The organism is Flexivirga sp. B27, assembly GCF_052905685.1.
Genome location: NZ_JBPYUM010000001.1, coordinates 710,858 through 733,119, shown reverse-complemented (window position 1 = coordinate 733,119; position 22,262 = coordinate 710,858). Strand labels below are relative to the sequence as shown.

The 22,262-nt window shown below is 67.5% G+C and carries 16 protein-coding genes and 1 pseudogene; 8 read left to right on the top strand and 9 right to left on the bottom strand.

Annotated elements, in window-relative coordinates:
* Nucleotides 1-28: 28 nt before the first annotated feature.
* Nucleotides 29-1,489 (bottom strand): hypothetical protein, encoded by a 1,461-nt coding sequence (locus ACSZL9_RS03510; protein WP_446664077.1) that lies wholly within the window; start codon nucleotides 1,487-1,489, stop codon nucleotides 29-31.
* A 132-nt stretch (nucleotides 1,490-1,621) separates the two neighbouring features.
* On the opposite strand from ACSZL9_RS03510, the gene ACSZL9_RS03505 reads away from it, so the two are divergent.
* The 3 genes from ACSZL9_RS03505 to ACSZL9_RS03495 all read left to right on the top strand — a co-directional run bounded on the left by ACSZL9_RS03505 (nucleotide 1,622) and on the right by ACSZL9_RS03495 (nucleotide 5,121).
* Complete coding sequence (locus tag ACSZL9_RS03505; RefSeq protein ID WP_446664076.1) at nucleotides 1,622-2,737, top strand: NlpC/P60 family protein; 1,116 nt, start codon at nucleotides 1,622-1,624, stop codon at nucleotides 2,735-2,737.
* A gap of 73 nt (nucleotides 2,738-2,810) precedes the next feature.
* Entirely contained in the window at nucleotides 2,811-3,908 is a 1,098-nt protein-coding gene (locus tag ACSZL9_RS03500; RefSeq protein ID WP_446664075.1) for an amidohydrolase family protein, read from the top strand.
* A gap of 43 nt (nucleotides 3,909-3,951) precedes the next feature.
* Nucleotides 3,952-5,121: a GNAT family N-acetyltransferase gene (locus ACSZL9_RS03495; RefSeq protein ID WP_446664074.1), complete on the top strand. Its 1,170-nt coding sequence runs from the start codon at nucleotides 3,952-3,954 to the stop codon at nucleotides 5,119-5,121.
* Nucleotides 5,122-5,222: 101 nt separating this feature from the next.
* Here the strand turns inward: ACSZL9_RS03495 and ACSZL9_RS03490 are convergent, their stop codons facing one another.
* The 3 genes from ACSZL9_RS03490 to aceA form a co-directional block, all read right to left on the bottom strand.
* Complete coding sequence (locus ACSZL9_RS03490; RefSeq protein ID WP_446664073.1) at nucleotides 5,223-6,233, bottom strand: agmatine deiminase family protein; 1,011 nt, start codon at nucleotides 6,231-6,233, stop codon at nucleotides 5,223-5,225.
* 184 nt (nucleotides 6,234-6,417) lie between these two features.
* Nucleotides 6,418-8,127 (bottom strand): malate synthase A, encoded by a 1,710-nt coding sequence (aceB, locus tag ACSZL9_RS03485; RefSeq protein WP_446664072.1) that lies wholly within the window; start codon nucleotides 8,125-8,127, stop codon nucleotides 6,418-6,420.
* Nucleotides 8,128-8,293: 166 nt separating this feature from the next.
* Nucleotides 8,294-9,586, bottom strand: a complete 1,293-nt coding sequence (gene aceA / locus ACSZL9_RS03480; protein ID WP_446664071.1) for an isocitrate lyase — start codon at nucleotides 9,584-9,586, stop codon at nucleotides 8,294-8,296.
* 179 nt (nucleotides 9,587-9,765) lie between these two features.
* On the opposite strand from aceA, the gene ACSZL9_RS03475 reads away from it, so the two are divergent.
* Nucleotides 9,766-11,280, top strand: a complete 1,515-nt coding sequence (locus tag ACSZL9_RS03475) for a helix-turn-helix domain-containing protein (RefSeq protein ID WP_446664070.1) — start codon at nucleotides 9,766-9,768, stop codon at nucleotides 11,278-11,280.
* Nucleotides 11,281-11,626: 346 nt separating this feature from the next.
* Here the strand turns inward: ACSZL9_RS03475 and ACSZL9_RS03470 are convergent, their stop codons facing one another.
* The 5 genes from ACSZL9_RS03470 to ACSZL9_RS03450 form a co-directional block, all read right to left on the bottom strand.
* Nucleotides 11,627-12,145: a SecDF P1 head subdomain-containing protein gene (locus ACSZL9_RS03470; RefSeq protein WP_446664069.1), complete on the bottom strand. Its 519-nt coding sequence runs from the start codon at nucleotides 12,143-12,145 to the stop codon at nucleotides 11,627-11,629.
* Nucleotides 12,146-12,264: 119 nt separating this feature from the next.
* On the bottom strand, nucleotides 12,265-15,873 hold the full coding sequence (locus ACSZL9_RS03465) for an ATP-binding cassette domain-containing protein (RefSeq protein WP_446664068.1): 3,609 nt from the start codon (nucleotides 15,871-15,873) through the stop codon (nucleotides 12,265-12,267).
* 234 nt (nucleotides 15,874-16,107) lie between these two features.
* The gene (locus ACSZL9_RS03460) at nucleotides 16,108-17,043 is read right to left on the bottom strand and encodes a glycine betaine ABC transporter substrate-binding protein (RefSeq protein WP_446664067.1); all 936 of its coding nucleotides are present in this window, start codon (nucleotides 17,041-17,043) and stop codon (nucleotides 16,108-16,110) included.
* 29 nt (nucleotides 17,044-17,072) lie between these two features.
* Nucleotides 17,073-18,002 carry an ABC transporter permease gene (locus ACSZL9_RS03455; protein WP_446664066.1) on the bottom strand — a complete coding sequence of 310 codons (930 nt, stop codon included), beginning with the start codon at nucleotides 18,000-18,002 and terminating at the stop codon, nucleotides 17,073-17,075.
* Nucleotides 17,999-19,273, bottom strand: coding sequence for a quaternary amine ABC transporter ATP-binding protein (locus ACSZL9_RS03450; RefSeq protein WP_446664065.1), 1,275 nt, complete (start codon nucleotides 19,271-19,273; stop codon nucleotides 17,999-18,001). The genes ACSZL9_RS03455 and ACSZL9_RS03450 overlap by 4 nt, the downstream gene beginning before the upstream one ends.
* A 224-nt stretch (nucleotides 19,274-19,497) precedes the next feature.
* On the opposite strand from ACSZL9_RS03450, the gene ACSZL9_RS03445 reads away from it, so the two are divergent.
* The 4 genes and pseudogenes from ACSZL9_RS03445 to ACSZL9_RS03430 all read left to right on the top strand — a co-directional run bounded on the left by ACSZL9_RS03445 (nucleotide 19,498) and on the right by ACSZL9_RS03430 (nucleotide 22,142).
* Complete coding sequence (locus tag ACSZL9_RS03445; protein ID WP_446664064.1) at nucleotides 19,498-20,859, top strand: serpin family protein; 1,362 nt, start codon at nucleotides 19,498-19,500, stop codon at nucleotides 20,857-20,859.
* A gap of 352 nt (nucleotides 20,860-21,211) precedes the next feature.
* Nucleotides 21,212-21,688 (top strand): annotated as a pseudogene (rpsP, locus tag ACSZL9_RS03440) (30S ribosomal protein S16); the annotation flags it as partial.
* Nucleotides 21,680-21,901: a sunset domain-containing protein gene (locus tag ACSZL9_RS03435; RefSeq protein ID WP_446665100.1), complete on the top strand. Its 222-nt coding sequence runs from the start codon at nucleotides 21,680-21,682 to the stop codon at nucleotides 21,899-21,901. The pseudogene rpsP and the gene ACSZL9_RS03435, both read left to right, overlap by 9 nt.
* A gap of 4 nt (nucleotides 21,902-21,905) precedes the next feature.
* Nucleotides 21,906-22,142: an RNA-binding protein gene (locus ACSZL9_RS03430; RefSeq protein WP_446664063.1), complete on the top strand. Its 237-nt coding sequence runs from the start codon at nucleotides 21,906-21,908 to the stop codon at nucleotides 22,140-22,142.
* Nucleotides 22,143-22,262 lie beyond the last annotated feature (120 nt).

Sequence of the window (22,262 nt, the reverse complement as noted above, 5' to 3'; positions counted from 1 at the left end):
CGTATGCCGGGATCGCGCCCGCGGTGGCTCAGCCGGTGGATCCGTCCTCGTAGGCGACTGCCACAACCTGCAGCGTCCATGGGCCGTGGGCATCCTTGACGGTGACTTCGACAGGGAGCCAATTGTCGATGCCCGCGACCGGCCGGAAGTACGTCACCTGCGGCACCTGGTGGTCGACCAACACACACTCGGGGATCTTCGGCTGTCGGTCGGTCAATGTCGAGTGTCTGCCGCAACTCGTTCCGGGCGGAACGCCGTCGATCCGCACCCGGAACCGACCGGTCGTGGTTGGTGAAAGCAGCGCGACTACCTGCGCCTCCGGTGGGGGCCCATCGCCTTTGCTTGGCGGTAGCAGGAGCCGACCCTTGAAGGTGCCGTTGTGGTGTGACTTCGTCCCGCGCAACGTCAGCACGACGCGCTCGGACGCGTCCTGCGGTCGCTTGTCGCTGGCCGCCTCCCCTCGGAGCATGTCGAGTGTGAGGTCGTGTTGGACGTTGAAATCCTTTGTCGCGATGGGGTATTCACTCAGCGGCACCTGTCGGTACAGACCGACCGGGAACTCGTCACGGGTGCGACCGAGCACCATCGCGGACGCTCGCCCTTCGACATCGATGAGCCGCGTCCGCGGCCCTGGCTCGAGGCATGAGTCTCCCACGGTGTCCGACGACGCGTTGCTCTGCACGGAGAGCCGCACCATCGGTCCGACGACATCGCAGGGCAGCGCCACCGCTCCGGCCGGGCCGGTCGTGACGTCCTGGGCGATGCCGGGCGTCATGTCGCGGATGTCCGCCAACTGATAGCCCTGGATGTATGTCGGGAAGTGCGTCCCGTGCGCGTGGTTGAGGCCGTCGGGCGTGCGTAGCCAGTCGTCGTGCCAGCGTCCGGTGACGACGAACGTTGTTGCTGTCATGGCGATCACGAGCAGCGCAGCGACATACGTCCACCACGGGCGGCGTGCCGTGGTCTTGGCGGTGTGGACCTGACGCATCGTCGTGGCTGCATCGGGGAAGGTCGCGAGGTCGCCGAAAGCCTCCAGCAGCGAACGCAATTCGTTCGGGCGAGACGGCGGTGACAGGAGGTCGTCATACGGGATGGAGCGCACCGTCTCCTTGACGGTGCGGGACGAAAGCTGCAGCGCGCGTGAGATCGACCGATCGTCATATCCGGCGACGACCTGCAGCAGAAGCACAGCACGCTGCCGCGGTGACAAGCGCGCGATCGGTAGGAAGCGGGCTGCCGGCGACTGGTCGTCCGTGAGCGCGGTCGGTCTGTCGTCTGTCGCCGCACGCTGGACCATCCGAAGGTGGGCAGTGGCACCTGCGCGTGACAGGTCGACGCGCTGCCGACGCAGATCAGCAAGCACCGCGACCACGAGCCGTTCTGCTGACTCCTGGCTCGCGGTCAGTTGAAAGGCGTCGTGGTGGAGGTCCTGGGTGCGTGCGGCGATGAACTCCTCGAGTTGCTCGTCCTGCTGTTCACGCCCCCACATGCAGCGCAGTATGTCGCACCTAATGGGGTCCACCGGGAACCGGTTGCCCATGATCGCGCGTCTACCTGGACGACCTTGCGGGCGAGCGTCGCCGGACGATCGCCGCACAACGACGGAACCATCGATGGCATCGTGCAGCGAATTGCGTTGTGCGACAGTTCGATCCAGGGACGTTCAGGGGACGACGTGAAGAAGCTCGGCACCATCGCTGCGGGAGTGTGCAGCGTGGGACTGGCCGTAGGCGGTCTGGCGGTGAGCCACGGATCGGCCCGGGCAGCAGGCAACTGCCATGCATATGGCCCGACCGGTGTCGCTGCGAACCGTGCAATCTCGGCGGCCTGCAAGGAGGTCGGCAAAGGGACGCAATACTCGTGGGCGGGTGGCCACGCTGCGCGTCCGGGTCCGTCGACCGGCACCGTCCACCACGAGAATGGCGTGCGTTACGACGATCGCAACCGGGTCGGCCTCGACTGCTCGGGTCTCGTGCGGTGGGCGTGGTATCAAGCAACCGGAACAGACTTCGGCGCAGGCAGCTCCTGGGCGATGCCCGCGGAGCTCACCTCCCACGGCTTCACCCGGATCGACGGCACGAGGCCGACCCGGCCCGGAGACGTCATCGTCTACCGCGGGCACACCGCCATCTACCTCGGCCAGGGTCTGGTCGTGCAGGCTGCGAACCACACCGCAGGCCTCAACGTCGCCGGGCTCGCCACCGAGCCGTCATCAGTCACCGGGGTCTTTCGCTACACCGGGCACGCCACGCCGCGACGCGAGTCGAAGCAGCCTCCCAAGCACACGACCCCGCCTCGTCGCGAGTCCACACCGACCCACACACCGAGACCGACCCCGAAGCCAACTCCGAAGTCGAAGCCCACCTCGACAGCGAAGCCCACACCTAGACCGAAGCCGACGTCACCCAAACCGAAGCAGCCCAAAACAACGCCGAAGCCGAAGTCAAAGCCGAAGGCGACGTCGACCAGTGGCCGCTATCAGCAGGTGCGCGCGGATGCACCGACCTATCTCGCCCCGGTCGCCTGGCACGACGTCGGCGTCCTGGGGAAGGGCAGGCGGCATTTCGATTGCCAGGTGCTGAGCCTGGGCCATTCGTTCCGTGGGAAGCACAGCAACTGGTGGCTGAAGACCGACGACACCTCGGGGAACCACAATGTATGGGTCAGCGCGGCATACCTCAGTAAGGGCAGTAAGGGCACTGACAACAACAGAGTCCCGGGAGTGCCCATCTGTTGAGCAGCGCTCGGGAAGTTCCCACACACCCCGCACGTGCGGGCGATCGGCGCGAGTCTGCGACTAGGGTCGAGGTATGGCGACAGATGCCCCCGTGTTGCACGTGACTGGCCGGATCCTGGTCGGTCCCGACGAGGTTCGCGACCAGATGTGGGTCGTGGACGGTCGGATCAGCTGGTCCGCGCCGCAAGCCACCGAAAACGTCGAAACCGTGCAGGGATTCGTGCTGCCCGGGCTGGTGGACGCGCACTGCCACGTGGGGCTCGAGGCACACGGCGGTGTCGACAAGGAGACGACGGAGCAGCACGCACTGAGCGAACGCCACGCCGGCGCGCTGCTGTTGCGTGACGCGGGTTCACCGGTCGACACGCACTGGATCGACGACCGCGAGGACCTGCCGCGCATCATCCGCGCCGGCCGGCACATCGCCCGGACGAAGCGCTACATCCGCAACTTCGCGCACGAGATCGAGCCCGAGGACCTCGTCGCCTACGTGCGCCAGGAAGCGCGCCGTGGCGACGGGTGGGTGAAGCTGGTCGGTGACTGGATCGATCGTGATCGCGGTGACCTGTCACCGTGCTGGCCGCGCGAAGCGCTCAGGGCGGCGATCGACGCTGCGCACGAGGAAGGCGCTCGCGTCACCGCGCACTGCTTCGGCGAGGAGTCGTTGCTCGACTTCGCCGCAGCCGGCACCGACTGCATCGAGCACGCGACCGGCCTGCAGCCGGACTCCATCGATCTGTTTGCGCAGCAAGGCATTTCGATCGTGCCGACGCTCGTCAACATCGAGAATTTCCCGAAGTTCGCCGAGGCAGGCGAAGCCAAGTTCCCGTCCTACGGTGCGCATATGCGTGACCTCTATGCCAGGCGGTTCGACACGGTCGCGGCCGCGCACGAGGCCGGGGTGCCGATCTGGGTCGGCACCGACGCGGGCGGCCAGTTGCCGCACGGGCTCGCCGCAGCAGAGGTCGCGGAGCTGACTCGTGCCGGGATGACGAACCTCGAGGCGATCAGCGCGGCGACGTGGGGCGCGCGCGAATGGCTCGGCCGCCCCGGTCTCGATGAAGGGGAGAGCGCGGATTTCGTGGTCTACCAGGCAGATCCCCGCGACGACGTGGGTGTGCTGGCTGACCCGAGACACATCGTGCTGCGCGGCCGACAGGTGCGTTCCTGATCGTGCGGTGCGCAGACATCCGATCTCGGGGAAGGACCGTGCGGTGAGCTGGCAGGTGCCTGCGTTGCGATCCACCGGACGGCGGGTCTGGGTGCACACCGTGAGGCCGGAGGACGTCCCGGCATACCGCTCGGCGGTGCATCAGTCGGCGGCACGCATCGGTGTCTGGAATCCCGTCAACCCCGACGACATCAGCTGGCACCTGGAGCGGCAGAGCGAGGAGCACCGCACCTTCCTGATCCACGCGGCCGACCCGGAAGGCAGCCACGGCATCGTCGGGAAGGTCAACGTCACCAACGTTGTTCGCGGTCGCTTCCAGAGCGGCGTGCTCGGCTACGACGCTTACGACCCGTATGTCGGCCGGGGTCTCTTTGCCGAGGGAATGCGCCAGATCATCAATCTCGCCTTCGTCGGAGCGCCGCGCGGCATGGGGTTGCACCGACTCGAAGCCAACGTGCGACCGGGCAACACCGTGTCGGCAGGACTGTTGCGCTCCCTCGGCTTCCGCCGGGAGGGGATGGTGCGCGACATGCTGTGGCTGCCCAGCTCCGACGGCGCTGCCTGGCGCGATCACGTGATGCACGCGGTGACGCGTGACGAGTGGCCGTCCCCGGCATACGCGCCCTTGCACACGCCACGGATCGCGTTGCTGGTCAACGGCATTCCCGCATCCGGCAAGTCGACGATCGCGCCACGGCTCGCGGCGGAGCTCGGTGTGCCGCTCTTCGCGAAGGACATGGTGAAGGAGACCATCTTCGACGCGTTGCCGCCGTCGGCCCGCTCCGCGCTCCAGGGCACCGGGGGTGCCGGCTCCCCGTTGGGCTCCGGTGCGGGTGAGGTGCTCTGGCAGTTGCTCGCCGCCTCACCCGTCGGCGGAGTGGTGGAGAACATCTGGTGGCCCGACGATCATCAGCTCGCTGCGGACGGCCTGCAGCGAGCGGGCTTCGACCCTCGGACCGTGCCGCACGTGTGGTGCAGTCTGCCTACCGCGACGGCGCGACGACGGCACGAAGCTCGAGTGCAGGCAGGGCATCGTCACCCGGTGCACGGCGCCGACACCCGCGTGCAGCAGGACCTCGACTGGGACTGGATCGCCCGCAATGCCAAGGCATTCGACTTCGGACACCGCATCGACCTGGACACCTCACGCCCGGTCGACGCGCGCTCGGTCACGCGCGCGGCCCTGACGGCCCGCGCGGCTTTCGCGAGCTAGCAAAGGTCCCTGAGGAGCCCGCGAGGGACGAGCGGGCGTCTCGAAGCAAGGTCCCTGAGGAGCCCGTGAGGGACGAGCGGGCGTCTCGAAGGGCCTGTCGCTCAGGCGGGAGCCACCGGTTGCTGCTGGGTGATGCAGTGGATGCCGCCACCGCGAGCGAAGAGCGGCCGTGCATCGACCGTGACGACCCTGCGGCCCGGGTAGGCATCGGCCAGCACCGCAACAGCTTCCTCGTCGTGGGCGTCACCGAACGAGCAGGCGATGACCCCGTCGTTGACCACGAGGTGGTTGAGGTAGCTGTAGTCGACCGACCCCTCCTCGTCCTCGAGGACCGCGGGCGCCGGCACCTTACGAATGTCCCAGGCACGGCCGGCTGCATCGGTGGTGTCGCGCAGCGCGCTCTCGATCTGTTGCATGACAACGTGATCCGGGTGATCGGGGTTGCGCTGGTCATGCAGCAGGAGCACGCCGGGGGAGGGGATGGCAGCGACGATGTCGACGTGTCCACGCGTGCCGAAGCGCTGCGAGTCGCGGGTCAGTCCGCGCGGGAGCCACACCGGGTGAGTGGCGCCGAGCATGCGTGCCACCTCGGCCTCGATGTCCGCCTTGGTCGCCTGCGGGTTACGGCCCGGGTCGAGCTGGACCGTCTCGGTCAGCAGCACCGTGCCCTCACCGTCGACGTGAAAACCGCCGCCCTCGTTGACGATCGACGCCTTGATCGCGGGGACACCCACCTGATCGAGCACGTATGACGCGACCTTCGCGTCGTTGTCCCACGTAGCCCAGTCCTGGCCGCCCCAGCCGTTGAACGTCCAGTCGACCCCGGCCAGAGCCCCGTCGTCATACACGAAGGTCGGGCCGATGTCGCGCATCCAGGCGTCGTCCAGCGGCGTCGACACGATCTCGACGTCGGCCGAAAGGTAACGGCGTGCGACGTCGAGGTCTGCCGGGTCGACAACCATCGTCACCGGCTCGAACTCCAGGGCCGCGTGTGCCACGGCAGCCCATGTCGAGCGTGCTTCGTCGGCCTCGGCGGCGGTGTCGCCGAGCGTGTAGCCCTGCGACGGGAACGCCATCCAGATGCGGTCCTGTGGTGCGGTCTCGCTCGGCATACGTCGGCTCATTGCCCAAGATTCCCATATCCGCGGATCCGGAGCGCCGCCGACGAGGTGGGTTCGGTGACTTTCGACCAGCCGAGCGACCCACAAACGTGCCGAAAGGCTCAGAGAATCAGGCGAAATCTGCCCGATTCTCTGAGCCTCTCGGTCGTGATGTCGGCCCCTCGGCCGGTGGAGCTCAGGCGGCCGAGCCGGCTGAACCCGTCGCTGCAGTCGCGACCTGCTCGGACTGTCGGAGGTCCTCGCGGGTGTTCGGCTGCTTCATCCGCAACGCCCGATCGGTGAGGTACCGCACGTAGGCGTAGTTGGTGAAGAAGCCGGGCAGGTATTCGCTCAGCGCCGTCACCTCCAGCACCTCGCGGGCCGCGGCGTAGCGTGCCTCGGTCTGCTCGTCCTGGCCTCGCGTCAGCTTGGCGAACTCCTCGTCGATGACCCGGTCCAGCAGCTCGCGGGTGACCCGCGGCCCCTCGGCCAGCTGTGACTCGTGGTGCAGCCACTGCCACAGCTGAGCACGCGAGATCTCAACGGTTGCAGCGTCTTCCATCAGGTTGTCGATGGTGATCGCACCCTTGCCGTCCACCCATGCGGCCAGGTAGCGCAGCGACACCGAGACGTTGGTGCGGACGCCACCGAGAGTGATCGACTGCTGCGTGCCCTCCAGGGACACCAGGTCCCGCGCGTTGACCGAAGCAGCCCGGCGCAGCGAGCGCTGGTCGGTGCGCTCACCCAGGATGCTGCGGTATGCCGCCAGGCACGTCTCGACCAGCGCCGGGTGCGCCACCCAGGAGCCGTCGAAGCCTTCGGTGGCCTCACGCTGCTTCTCGGCGGTGACCTGTGCCAGCGCGCGGTGCCGCGACTCCTCGTCGTGGCCGGTCGGGTTGACCGCTGCCGGTCCGCCGATCGCGTAGGCCCACCGCTTGTGGCAGGTCGCGATCAGCAGCTCGGTCAGCGAGCGCAGGATCGGCGTGGTCATCGTGATCTTCTCGCGGTCCGGCAGCACGAACTCGTCGCCGCGGTGCGAGAAGGTCCGCACGTAGCTGAAGATGTAGTCCCAGCGTCCGGCGTTCAAACCGCTGCAGTGCGAACGCAATTCGTAGAGGATCTCGTCCATCTCGAATGCCGCAGGCAGCGTCTCGATCAGCACCGTCGCACGGATCGTGCCCTGCGGTATGCCGAGCTCCCGCTGCGCCAGCACGAACACGTCGTTCCACAGCCGCGCCTCGAGGTGGGACTCGATCTTCGGCAGGTAGAAGTAGGGACCCGCGCCGTTCTCGATCAACCGCTTGGCGTTGTGGAAGAAGTAGATGCCGAAGTCGAAGAGCGACGCGGAGATCGGTCGCCCGTCGATCGTGACGTGCTTCTCGCACAGGTGCCAGCCACGCGGTCGCATGATGATCGTCGGGCCGTTGCCTTCGGTGGTCGCCTCGGTGGTCAGCGTTGCACCGTCCGACGACTTGTAGCTGAGGTCGCCACGGATGGCGTCATACAGGGTGATCTGGCCGTCGATGATGTTCTGCCAGGACGGTGCGACCCCGTCCTCGAGGTCCGCCAGCCAGGTCGATGCACCGGAGTTCATTGCGTGCGCCGCGGTGCCGGGGGAGGCCGGCGCGAGCAGCTCGCACCGGCGGTCCTTCAGACCGGGTGCGGGCGCCGCGACCTTCCAGGTCGGGTCGGCGCGGATGGATGCCGTCTCCGGCAGGAAGTCCAGGTCCGCGCCGGCGCTGATGTCCTTGGCGCGGGTGCGGCGGTCGGCCAGCAGCTCGGCGCGACGGCCGGCGAAGGCGCCGTCGAGAGTGGCTACGAAGGCAAGAGCTTCCGGGGTCACAATCTCGTCGAAGCGTGGGTGTTGGGAGCCGCGCACCACTGGAGTGCCGTGCGTTTCACACATGACAGGTGTCCTTTCCGGTGTGTCAGTTGCCTTGGTAGTGCTGGTGTTTCGGATGTTGCGGGGTGTATGGGATTTACCCGGGCCCGCACGGCCGGAGCCAGGTGACCGTGCAGACCCGGGTAAGTAGGGGTGGTCGGCGGTCAGGCCGACCGGGTGAGGCAGCGGATCAGAACTGAGCGGCCTCGGTGGAACCCTTCAGCGCCGTGGTGGCGCTGTCCGGGTTGACCGCGGTGGAGACCAGGTCGAAGTAGCCGGCGCCGACCTCGCGCTGGTGCTTGGTCGCGGTGTAGCCACGGTCCTCGGCGGCGAACTCGCGCTGCTGCAGGTCGACGTACGCGCTCATCTGCTTCTCGGCGTAGCCGTGGGCCAGGTCGAACATCGAGTAGTTCAGAGCGTGGAAGCCGGCCAGCGTGACGAACTGGAACTTGTAGCCCATGGCGCCCAGCTCGCGCTGGAACTTGGCGACGGTGTCGTCGTCCAGGTGCTTCTTCCAGTTGAACGACGGGCTGCAGTTGTAGGCCAGCATCTGGTCCGGGAAGTCCTGGTGCACGGCGTCCGCGAACTGCTTGGCCAGCTCGAGGTCGGGGGTGCCGGTCTCCATCCAGATCAGGTCGGCGTACTCGGCATACGCCTTGGCGCGGGCGATGCAGGGCTCGATGCCGTTGCGGACCTCGTAGAAGCCCTCCGCCGTGCGTCCGCCAGTCAGGAACTCGCGGTCCCGCTCGTCGACGTCGGCGGTGAGCAGCGTCGCGGCCTCGGCGTCGGTGCGGGCGATGATGAGCGACGGCGTGCCGGAGACGTCCGCGGCCAGGCGCGCGGCGTTCAGCGTGCGCACGTGCTGCTGGGTGGGGATCAGCACCTTGCCACCGAGGTGGCCGCACTTCTTCTCCGAGGCGAGCTGGTCCTCCCAGTGCACACCCGCGGCACCCGAGGCGATCATCGACTTCATCAGCTCGAAGGCGTTCAGCACGCCGCCGAAGCCGGCCTCGGCGTCCGCGACGATCGGGACGACCCACTCGTCGACGCTCTTGTTGCCCTCGGCGAACTCGATCTGGTCGGCGCGCATCAGGGCGTTGTTGATGCGACGCACGACGGCCGGCACCGAGTTGGCCGGGTAGATCGACTGGTCGGGGTAGGTCTGGCCCGCGAGGTTCGCGTCGCCGGCGACCTGCCAGCCGGACAGGTAGATGGCCTTGAGACCGGCCTTGACCTGCTGCACGGCCTGGTTGCCGGTCAGGGCACCCAGCGCGTTGATGTAGTCCTCGCTGTGCAGCTTGTCCCACAGCTGCTCGGCGCCGCGCTTGGCCAGGGTGAACTCCTCCTGGACCGAGCCGCGCAGCTTGACGACGTCGCCCGCGGTGTAGTCGCGCTTGACCCCGGCCCAGCGGGGGTTGCTGTGCCAGTCGTTCTGCAGGGCGGTCTCCTGCTCGGTGGTGCTGGGCTGCTGCTCGGTGCTCATAGCTCCTGCGGTCCTTTCGCAAAGTGCGGTGCGTTCGATGTACCCAACTCTGGAGTAACCACAAGCGAAATCAACAGCAGGTTTCGGATAAAAAAATGCGAAATTTGCGATAGTGTCTCGGCATGGCACGAGTTTCAACGACCTCAGACCGCACACGACCTGTCAAAAACGCGTCCTCTGTGACGACCGCCACACAAAAGGCTCATCCCGGCCGTCTCACCGATCCCGACCCGAAGACCACGGTCAAGGAGTCGACAGACACACCCGATGCGTTGACGATCGGTCGTCGGGTGCGGCATGTCCGTCAGGAGGCCGGGCGCACGCTCGGTGATGTCGCCGCGGCGGTCGGTATGTCGACATCGGCACTGTCGTTGATCGAGAACGGCAAGCGCGAGCCGCGCTTGTCGATCGTGTCGGCGCTCGCCGCTGAGCTGGACACGCAACTGGCCGACCTGCTGTCGACCGCGCCGCCGAGCCGTCGTGCTGCGCTGGAGATCCGGCTCGAGCGGGCGCAACGCCTGCCGTCATACGAGTCCTTAGGCCTGCCGCGGGTGAAGGTCAGCCCGCGGCTGCCGACCGAGGCGCTCGAGGCGCTCGTCGGCATGCACGAGGCCATGGCTTCCGCACGGGCGGACAGTGCGGCGACCCCTGAGCACGCACGGCGGGCCAATGCACAACTGCGCGAGCGGATGCGAGCGGCTGACAACTACTTCGGCGACATCGAGGGGGAGGCCGGCACGTTGCTGAAGGCGATCAACCATCCCGGCGGTCCGATCAGTCGCGCCGCCGTCGACCGCATCGCGGCGCACCTCGGTTACAAGCTGGTGCACACCTCCGACCTGCCGGGTTCGACCCGGACGGTGACCGACCTGCACAACCACCGCATCTATCTGCCGCAACCTGAAGCAGGACAACATGATTCACGGTCGTTGGCGCTCCACGCGGTGGGTCACCTCATCCTCGGGCACCAGCCGCCGGCCGATTACGCCGAGTTCCTGTCGCAGCGGGTGGAGATCAACTACTTCGCAGCTGCGCTGCTGATGCCGGAGAAGGAGACGGTTGACTTCCTGCGGCGGGCAAAGGCCGACAAGGACATCGCCATCGAGGACCTGCGCGATGCCTACGCAGTGTCCTACGAGACCGCGGCGCACCGCTTCACCAACCTGGCGACGCAGCACCTCGGTCTGCCGGTGCATTTCATGCGCATCAGCCAGGACGGCGTGGTCTACAAGGCCTACGAGAACGACGGTGTGCGCTTCCCGGCCGATCCCTCGGGTGCGATCGAGGGTCAGCGCGTATGTCGCTCGTGGACCGCGCGCCGGGTTTTCGAGCAGCCCGACCTGTCGCAGGCCTACCAGGCATACACCGACACCCGATCCGGGACCTACTGGTGCACGGCGGTCGTCGATCGGACCAAGGACGGGCTCTTCGCCGTCAACGTGGGCGTGCCCTATCAGCACGTGAAATGGATGCGTGGTCGAGAGACCACCGAGCGTGCCGTGTCGCGGTGTCCTGACCCGAGCTGCTGCAACCAGCCGCCGACCGGGCTGGCCGAGCGCTGGTCCGGTCAGGCCTGGCCGTCCGCACGCGTGCACTCACACCTGCTGGCTGCCATGCCGCCCGGTGTCTTCCCGGGTGTGGACGACACCGAGGTCTACCGCTTCCTGGAGCGGCACGCGACGTCCGGTGCCTAACCTTCGACGGTCGAAGGTTAGGTCCGGGGGTTGCGCCGGGGTGTGGTCTTAACCTTCGACGGTCGAGGGTTGGGTCCGAGGTTTGCGCCGGGGTAGGGCCGCATCTGGTGCACAACCCGCGAGTGTTGAGGGTTATGTGCGTGAATCGTCGGGATGCCGTGCACAACCCGCGACAGTTGAGGGTTATGTGCGTGGGCGTGCACAACCGGCAACGGTCGCTGGAACGGGGCGGTTTTCGGGCGTATGGCGTGCATAACCGGCAACGGTCGCTGGAAGGGATGCGGTTCTCGGGCTTGTGGCGTGCATAACCCGCGACGGTTGAGGGTTGTGTGCGTGTATGACGAGCTCAACTCCCGCCGAGGTCGTGCGCGAGCTGTTTTGCTTGCTTTGCGCTGTCAACGCTCAATTGCAGGCTGCCGTTGGTCATCGGCTCCATCACCGTGGGTGCGCTCACCACCCGATGATCCGATCCTGCCCCGACGAGAATCGCGATTCTCTGCTGCGAGCCGGACCGTTTACTGACCGTCGTGGTCAGTGATTGCAGGCGTCGCGAGTCGTCCGCACCGAGCGTGACGATGACCGACGGTTGTGGGTCGGAACTCGACTTCGCCGACTTCACCGAGTGCACCGTCATGGCGGGCTTGCCGAGGTGGAGGCAGGAGCCGTGATCCTCGACCATCGTCGTGCTGTGGGATGCGCAGCTGCCCTGGCTCTCGCTCTTGACCGCGCGAACCTGCAGTGGTGCAGCGCCGGACGAAGCAGAATCTCCGGAACTCCCGCCCGAGCTGCTGCCGCACGCGCTCAGCGTGGCTGCCAGTGCGATGGTGCTGAGCGACAGGATCGATCGGGAAGCCACGCGAGTCATCGATCGAGCCTCCCTCGGGGGCACCGCCTGATCAAGGACCGAGCACGGCGCGGCCTGAGTCCGGAGCGGCGCCGATTGCCACCACTCCGGACTCCCGCCGACGATCACCGGAGGCGTCGTCAGCCGGCCAGGTGATCCCAGCGTCCGCGCAGCGACGACCACGGACCGATGTCGGTGACCTCGCCGTCGACGAGCACGACCACCCGGTCGGCCTGGGCGAGGGCGGCGCGCTTGGACGTCGCACCGATGACGGTGGTGTGCCGCTCACGCAGCGCATCCCACAACTCGATCTCGGTGCTCGCGTCCAGGGCGCTGGACACGTCGTCGGCCAGCAGCAGCTCGCTCTCGGTCGCCAATGCGCGAGATAGGGCGAGTCGTTGGACCTGCCCGCCGGACAGCCGCACGCCACGGTGACCGATGACCGAGTCGGGTCCGCCGGCAGCGTCGACGTCCGGCGTCAACCGGGCAGTGGCGACCGGCTCGTCGAAGGGCCGGTCGTATCCGAGCTGCACGTTGTCGGCGAAGGTGCCGGACAGCACGCGCGGCACCTGGGCGACATGGGCGACCTGCGCGGGCCGCAGGAACGACTGCCCGTCGGTGACTTCTTCGTGGTTCCACTGCAGGGATCCGCTGTGCGACAGCAACCCAGCCAGCGAACTCAGCAGGCTCGACTTGCCCGAGCCGATCTGACCCAGCAACAGCACGAACTCACCGCGGTGCACCGTCAGATCGACACCGGCAACACCGATCGTCCCGTCATCGTGTATGGCGGAGAAGTCCCGAATCGTCAGCTCTTGCAACGGATTGCGGGCAATCGCGGGCGGCGCGGGCGCGGTGCCGCGCAGCATGTCGATGTCGGGGGAGAGGTCGACCAGGTCGACACCGCCGGCGAAGCGGCTGGTGGCCTTCTGCCAGGCGCGTGCACCGGGAGCCTCGGTCACAACTGCGCCGGCCACCCGGCCGAACCAGTCGAAGCCGGCCACCGCGTTGGCGACCAGGATCGCGGTCGCGAGCCCCCAGACCCCCTCGAGGTATGCCGCCCAGGCGACGACAACGCCGACCTGCACCAGGATGATCGGGACGCCGTCGAGGATCGCGCGGACCCGGTGCTCGAAGATCGCCGCGTCGACCCGGCCGCCGTCGACACGCTGCAGGTGCCGGTGCACCTCGGGGGTGCGCGCCGCCAGCTTGACCGTGCGTGCCGACTCCAGTGCCGACACCAGCGCACGCCCGAAGTTGGCACGCGACTCCGACGCCTTCGCAGCCGAGCGGCCGGCAATCGGCCGGCCGGCCGATGACGCGACCGCGGCACCGACCATCACGCCCAGCAGCACCAGGCCGGCCAGCACCGTGCCACCGATGAAGGCGGTCACGCAGGCGATCAGCAGGCCGTTGATGAAGTCGACCCAGCGGTCGGCATACATCGCGAACCGGTCGGAGTCCAGAGCGCGGCCCATAACCTCACCCGGTGGCGTCTTGGCCAGCCGGTGTCCGCGAATCTGACCGCGCAGCACCGACATCCGGGTGCGTAGCAGGACCTCGACCCACCAGCGGGGATAGCGCCGGATGGCCTCGGACAGCATGATCGGACCCGCCAGCAGGCAGAGGACGAGCAGGAAGCCGAGCGTGGTCGGCGTGTGGCCGTCCTTGAGGTCCTCGACGGCGTTGCCCCAGACCAGTCCGGTGACCGCTCCGAGCGACCCGAGCAGCGCCGAGCCGAAGAACAGCCCGACGGCCACCGCGCCCCAGTGCGGCGTGATGCGCAGCGCGTGCGCGATGCCGCGGGCCAGCGAGGGGCCGTGACCCGGGTCGTGGATCTCCGGCGGCGGCCCGGTGCGTCGCCGGCCGCCGACCTGATGCCCGACAGCGGCAGCGGCGTGCGGATCGACCGCCGTGTCTGTTGCCGAGGCGACAGCCAGATCGGTGGGCAGCTGCTCGACCTGCGCCGACTGCTGCTCGCGCTCCAACTCATGTTCCTGGACCTCGTGCGCAGCGGAGGCCTCCAGCAGCGCTCGGAAGGGTCCCGGTGCTTCGGCCAACTGCTCGCGCGGACCGCTCTGCACGAGGCGGCCCTGGTCGAGGACGGCGATCTGATCGGCTCGCGCGATGGTGCTCAACCGGTGCGCGACGAGCACGCCGGTGCGGCCGGTCAGCAACTGCTCGGCGGCCGCCACGACGCGGCGCTCGGTGAGTGGGTCCATGCGCGCGGTCGCCTCGTCGAGCACGACCACCCGCACGTCGCGCACGAGCAGCCGGGCGAACGCGACCAGCTGCTCCTCGCCGGCGGACAGTGAGGTGCCGCTCGCGCCGAGCATCGTGTCGAGCCCGTCGGGCAGTCCGTCGACCCAGTCGGTCAGGCCGAGTTGCTCGACCGCATCGACGATGGTCGCGCGGGGGATGTCGGCGAAGAGCGCGATGTTGTCGGCGAGGCTGCCGACGAGCAACTCGGTGCGCTGGGTGACGACCCCGACCGACGAACGCAACTGCGCGAGGTCGAGCGTCGTGACGTCGGCGCCGCCGAGGAAGACCACCCCGGGTGGGGGCTCCACAGCTCGGGACAGCAGCGACGCCAGGGTGGACTTGCCCGAGCCGGTGCGTCCGACGAGTGCGACGGTGTGCCCCGCGGGGACATGCAGCGACAGGTCCTGAAGCGCGAACGAGCCTTCTGCATAAGAGAATTCAAGATCCTCCAGGCGTATGTCGAGAGGCGACTCGGGCAGCGGCTCGCCACCGGTGGGCTCCGGCTCGACGGACAGCATCTGCCGCAGCCGGATCATCGCGCCGATGCCGGTCTGCAGGTCGGGCAGATGGCGTGCGGTCATGTCGATCTGGCCGACAAAGGTCGTGGTGACCAGGAACAACGTCACGACCGCAGCGATCGACATGCCGCCGCTGGAGACCAGGGCGATGCCGACGAGTCCGACCGCGGCCAGCAGGCCGTGCAACAGCACACTCGCGCGCAGGGTGAGCAACCACTCCAGATCGAGGACGCTCTTGAAACGTTCGTGGATCACCGCCGACAGCCGCGCCAGCCGGGCGACCGCGAACGGCTGACCGGAGCTGGTGCGCAGGTCGTCGGCACCGGCGATGCTCTCCTCCAGGGCGGCCGCGTGGTCGGTCCAGGCGATCTCCTCGGCGACCTTGCGCTGCGCGAGCTCACCGAGCTTGGGCTTGATGACCAGGAACGTGACGCTGGCGATGGCGGGGAAGAGCAGCCAGGCCGGCCACCAGGTCAGGCCGGCGATGAGCCACATCGGCACCAGCGCGACGAGGGTCTGCAACAGCCGCCAGACCTGCTGACGCAGCAGGGTGCCGACCTCGTGGGTGTCGTCGTCGACACGGTCGAGGACTTCTCCGACAGCTTGCTCGGACAACGCCGAAAGTGGTTGGTGCAGAGCGGCATCCAGCAAATCGGCACGCAGCGCGCCTTCGGCGCGATCGATGATCGACGCCCAGAAGTAGCGGCCGATGGTGTCGAGGATCGCGCCGCCGACGACACACAGCGCGAGCAGCATCACCAGGGCGTCGGTGGGGTGCGCGGCGAGCCGACCGGCCACAACGGTGCCCAGCACGACGCCGACGGTGCCGACGACGAGCACGAGCAGAGTGAGTGTGGTCGGTATGCCGGCCAACCGCCGCCAGCCGAGCTGACGACGGTGATCCTGTGGGGGAGTGGCCGGCGGCTGGGTGACGGTGCCGTCGGAAGCACGAGTAACGGTGGTGGACATCGTTGCTCAACGCTACGCGGGCGCACCGACAGGCGCATGTGGATTTTCGCCCGGCAGCCGCACCCGACACGCTCTCACCGCGGTGTGCTGCCGGACTGCAACCCGCGGATGTGACGAAAGACACCCCGAAGACACCGAGAAGGGCACGAAATCGACTGTGTCCCAGTCGTTTCCGTGCCCTTCGCGGCAGTCCGTCAGGAGGTCGGTCCCTCCGGCGGTGAGTCCGTCAGGAGGTCAGTCCTTCAGGTCCTCCAGCGAGTCGATCTTCATGTACTTCGGCACCGCGATCGTCAGCGGTGCGCTGTCGTACCACTTGGTGATCTTGGTCAGGTTGTCGCCGTACTTCTTCCAGTAGCTCTCGTGCGTGGCCGGCAGCCAGCTGTCGAGGTAGAGGTCGACGTCACCCTTGTCGAGGCCGATGTAGAGCGGGCCGGCGTCGGACACCAGCTGGATCTTCACCGTGTAGCCCTTGTCCTCGAGGATCTTCTTCCACAGGTGCGTGGTGGCGACGTCCTCGTCCCAGTTGATGTAGCCGATCTTGATCGACTTCTTGCCGGGCTTGGCGGTGACGCCCTTGGACAGCTTGTCGACGAAGTCCTTGTTGTCCTTCATCCAGGCATCGACACCGGCGGCCGGGTCGTCCTTGTGCTTGCGCAGGACGGTCTCCTCCAGCGGCGCCAGCGTGGCGTCGGTCATGTGGAAGTTCTTGACCATCGCGTAGACCTCGGGGAACTCCGACTTGAAGTTCTTGGTGCCCAGGGCGTAGATGCCGTCGGGCTTGCCCATCGCGCCCTTGGGGTCCTTGAGGTCCTTGATCGGGAACGCGCTGTAGGCCCAGTGCGGACGCCACAGCGTGACGATGATCGGCTCCTTGGCGTCGGTCGCCTTCTTCAGGGCGGCGAGCATCGAAGCGGTCGTGGAGGTCTGCAGCGTCCAGTCGGACAGGCCGTATTCCTTCAGCATCCGCTTGGTGGCCTTGGTCAGGCCCGCGCCCGGCTCGATGCCGATGATCTTGTGGTCGACCTTGTCGCCGACGTTGCTGCCGCCGCCGGAGCCCTTCTCGTCACCCCCGCCGCCACCGGAAGATGCGGTGGTGCCACACGCGCTGAGCAGACCGCCCGCGCCGAGTGCGGCCAGGCCGCCGAGGACGTTGCGTCGAGTTTGTTCCATCAGTCTCTCCTCTTGTTAGTGAAGTCTGCTCAGCCCTGCGTTGCGCCTGCGGCGGCCGTCTTGGCCTTGGTCCGGGCCCGCGCCTTGTTGCGCAGGGACCGGATCTCGGCGATGAAGCCGACGTCGGGCTTGCTCAGTCCGGCCGTCACGCGGTCCAGGAAGATCGCCAGGATGACCACCGAGACACCGGCCTCCACGCCGATGCCGACCTCCAGCTGGGACAGGCCGGAGTAGACGTCCAGGCCGAGGCCGGGCGAACCGGAGATACCGGCGATGACCACCATCGACAGCGCGAGCATGATGACCTGGTTGATGCCGGCCATGATGCTCGGCAGCGCCAGTGGCATCTGGATGCCGCGCAGCACCTCGCGGGGAGTGGCGCCGAATGCCTGACCGGCCTCGACCATCTCGCTGTCGACCTGCCGGATGCCGAGCTCGGTCAGCCGCACGCCCGGCGCCATCGCGAAGACCACGGTTGCGATGACGGCGGTTGCCGGCCCGAGACTCATGAAGAACAGGCAGGGCAGGATGTAGACGTATGCCGGCAGGGTCTGCATGAAGTCCAGCACCGGTCGCAGGATCGAGGACGCGCGTTTCGATCGAGCGGTCAGGATGCCGAGCGGGATCGCGATGGCGATCGCGATGATGCTGCCGACCAGGATCTGAGACAGCGAGTCCAGTGCCGCCTTGAACTCCCCGAAGCCGTCGATCAGCAGGAAGCCGATCAGTGTGCCTATCGCGAGCTTCCAGCCGTGGGCGAGCCAGGCGATGACGGCGAAGAGGATGATCACCCCGATGACCGGAGTGTGGTGCAGGCCGTCGGCGATCCAGTCGACCGGGTGCTCGATGACGGACTTCAGCCCGTCGAAGAACCACCCGAGGTGGTCGCTCATCCAGTCGACGACATCGTCGGACCAGTCGCCGAGGTGGATGCGGGGCATCACAACGCTGTTGCTCACAGGTCACCTCCGACAGTCGATGTGGCCAAGTCGTCGGGGGAGTCCGTGTCCGGGCCGGGTGGCGCATCCGGTGTGTCGCGCACACCGGTCTCGTGGCTGTCCACCTGACCGAGCGCGGCCAACAGCGTCACGCGGGGTATGACGCCCCGCAGCTTGTCGTCCTCGTCGACGACCGGCAGCGGCAGGCGGACCGTCGCGGCCGGCGTGAACAGGTGCGCGGCCTGCTCATCCACCGAGACCTTCGTCTCGATCGGCTGCACGAGCGACTCGATGGTCTCCAGGTCACGGTGCGCCGCGACGGACTCCTCCATGACGTAGCCCTGCAGGGTGCGGTCGCGGCTGACGACATACAGGCCGTGCTGCTGATGCTCACGCATGACCTTCTGGGCGGCCTTGGGGCCGTTGCCCAGGCCGAGAGTCGCGACCGGCGGCTCCATGATCGAACCGGCGGTGAGGACCCGGGTGCGGTCGACGTCGGCGATGAACTGCGCGACGTAGTCGTTGGCCGGGTCGGTCAGGATCTGCTCGGCGGTGCCGATCTGCACGATGCGGCCGTTGCGCATCATCGCGATGCGGTCGCCGATGCGCATGGCCTCGTTGAGGTCGTGGGTGATGAAGATGATCGTCTTGCCGAGCTGCTGCTGCAGCTCGATCAGCTGGTCCTGCATGTCGCGGCGGATCAACGGGTCGAGCGCGCTGAACGCCTCGTCCATCAGCATGATGTCGGTCTCCGCGGCCAGCGCCCGGGCCAGGCCGACGCGCTGCTGCATGCCACCGGACAACTCGCTGGGTTTGTGATCCGACCAGCCGTCGAGGCCGACCATGCTGAGCGCCTCGCGCGCCTTCTCGTTGCGCTCCGACTCGCGCATGCCCTTGATCTTCAGGCCGTAAGCGGCGTTCTGCAGCACCGTGCGGTGCGGAAAGAGCGCGAAGTGTTGGAAGACCATGCTGATGTGGTCTCGCCGGGTCTGCCGCAACTGGTTGCCGCCCATGGCGCTGATGTCCTCGCCGTGGATCAGCACCTTGCCCGTTGTCGGCGGGTGCAGCCCGTTGAGCATCCGGATGAGGGTGGACTTGCCCGAGCCGGACAGGCCCATGACGACGAAGATCTCGCCCTGCTCGACCGTGAACGACGCGTCGATGACGGCCGGCGTCACGCCATACTTCTCGCGAAGTTCGGCGGCGTCGGCCCCTGCTTCGAGCCGCTTGACCACCTCATCCGGCCGGCGACCGAAGATTTTGTAAAGGTGTTGCGCCTCGAGGACTGACACGCCGATATTCCTCCTGCTGGGACAGCTTTGTCCGACCGGTAACCACACGGCCGGCCTTCAACACGACCATAGATCGGACACAGATCCAAATCGTTCGGACGGATTGTTATCGGGCAGCGGCGGATCGTTATGGAGTGTGTGAGCGGATTTGTCCGAATGCAACCGTCGCGGAGGGCTGCGCGTCTTCCCATCGAACGGTCGGACACTTCCAACAAGGGGTAATCATGAATCGTCGGCAGGCTCTGCAATCGCTCGCGCTGGTGTCGCTCGGCACCGCCCTGGCAGGTTGCTCGTCCGGCTCGGCGTCCGACCCGACGACCGGCGGCAAGACCTCTGGCAACGGCACGCGTGGGGCGAACCCGCCCGGCACCGTCACGTCCGGATCCGGCGGAGTCCTGGCGGTCAACGCCTCCCGGATGACAGCCGGCCCCAATGCCCGCGCCGGGGCGGACCTGACCAATTTCGGTGTGCAGGTGCTGCTGAAGACCGACGCGATCTCGGCCACGGGCAACGGGTCGATCAGCCCCTACTCGATCTACTCCGCGCTGGCGATGACCGACGCCGGCGCTCGCGGTCTCAGCCGCAAGCAGCTCGACGCAGCGCTGGGCGGGGACCAACAACGACAGGCCGGCAACGTCACCGCCGTCGACGCCGCAGTGGCCACCGCGATCAAGGACAGTGCGAAGGGCAACAGTGACGGGAAGGACGACGCGAAGAAGTCCGTCGTGCAGACCGCGAACTCCCTGTGGCCGGACCAGACCCAGCCGGTCCGCAAGGACTACTTGCAGGCGCTCGCGAAGGGGTACGGCGCCAAGATGCACGTCGTCGACTACCGGGGCGACGCCGAGGGAGCGCTGAAGGAGATCAACGGCTGGGTCAAGGACCGCACCCACGGGTTGATCCCGCAGCTGCTGACGCCCAAAGAGGTCACGTCGCGCAGCCGCCTCGAACTCGTCAACGCGCTCTACCTGAAGGCGTCCTGGCAGAAGGAATTCGAGGCGCCGGGGTCGCCACGCGCGTTCACGACTGCGTCCGGCGAGCAGGTGAAGACCGGCTACATGTCCGCGAAGGCGATGATGCCGGTCGCGACGGGGGACAAGTGGCGCAGCGTCACCATCCCGTATGTCGGGGGCGGCCTGGCAATGACGATCGTGCTGCCGGCGAAGGGCGCGTTCGGCGCCATACGCACATCGTTGGCACGTGTGCTGCCCAAGGCGGTCCAGGGCAAGGTGGACGGGCAGGTGACGGTGACCATGCCGGCGTTCTCGATCAACACTCGCGCCCAGCTCGCCGACGCGTTGCGGGCGCTCGGGGTGCGGCAACTGTTCACTCCCGCTGCGGACCTGTCCGGCATCGGTGGCAAGCCCGGGGACATCAAGGTCGACTCGGTGGCGCACCAGTCCGTCGTCAAGGTGGACCAGCACGGCACGGAGGCGGCCGCCGCGACCGGTGTGGGCATGGGGGTGGGTGCTGCTCCTGCGCAGCTGCCCAAGAAGATCGAGGTCGACCGGGCGTTCTTCTTCGCGATCCACGACACCCAGACGGGTGCGCCGCTCTTCCTCGGTCAGGTCGCCGACCCGAGCTGACCGGGTGACTGGGGGCCGGGTGATTCATGAACAACTCGCGACTGTCGCGACGTACTCGTCCGAAACCGCGAGGTATGGCGAGTAACTTGCGACTGTCGCGACGTATTCGCCCGGAAGTGTGGTTGTGGCGAGTAACTCGCGACCGTCGCGACATACTCGTGCGGGCTTCGCCTCGATTGGGCAACCGGATTGGGACGTGAGTGCGCGCTCTGGCACAATGTGGCGCGTACCCGTGTGCCTGTCGGCCCTCTCACTGTCGGTGTCGCACGCCTACCCCCGAGCAACGGTTCCCCGGTGTGTCCCCACCCCGGTCTCGCCGCTGCTCTCAATCATGTTGAAGGAGACCACACACGTGGCCGTCAAGATTCGTTTGAAGCGCTTCGGCGCGATCCGCAACGCTCAGTACCGCATCGTCGTCATGGACTCGCGCACCAAGCGCGACGGCCGGGCGATCGAGGAGATCGGTCTCTACCACCCCAAGGAAGAGCCGAGCTTCATCAAGCTGGACTCCGAGCGTGCGCAGTACTGGCTCGGCGTCGGCGCGCAGCCGACCGAGCAGGTTGCCGCGATCCTCAAGGTGACCGGTGACTGGCAGAAGTTCAAGGGCGAGCCGGGTGCCGAGGGCACCCTGAAGGTCGCCGAGCCGAAGACGGACAAGAAGGCCCTCTACGAGGCCGCCCTGTCTGCAGCCCAGAACGCCTCCGGTGACGGTGGCAAGGGTTCGGCGACGACGACCCGCAAGAAGGCCGAGCCGAAGGCTGACGAGGCCAAGGCAGCGGAGCCGAAGGCCGAGGAGCCCAAGGCCGAGGCGCCGGCAGCGATCGCCGATGGCGGTTTCGGTGCCGACTCCGCAGCACCGCTGGAGGACGGCGCATCGCCGGACCCGAAGGTTTTCACCGTCAAGGGGAACAAGGACTCGATGAAGTACCACACTGCTGACTCGCAGTGGTACGAGTCGACGGTTGCCGAGGTGTGGTTCAAGACGCCGGAGGCCGCTGAGGCTGCCGGCTTCGCCGCACCGGGTGCCAAGTCCGAGGGCTGAGCCCGTGCTGGAGGAAGCGCTCGAGCACCTGGTCAAGGGCATCGTCGACAACGACGAGGACGTGACCGTGCGACACACCAACGGCCGCCGCGGCGAGTTGCTGGAGGTGCGCGTGCACCCGGACGACCTCGGTCGGGTGATCGGTCGCTCCGGTCGCACCGCGTCGGCGCTGCGGGAGGTCGTCAAGGCGCTGGCCGGTGGCAAGAACGTGCGGGTGGACATCGTCGATACCGACCGCTGACGACCGACCGCTGACGACCGACCGGTGACGAGCCGGTAATCGGCTTCGGCTGGTCCGCCACCCGTGAGGGGTATGTCGCGAGCGCTGCTCGCGGCATACCCCTTTCACATATCCGGGCGC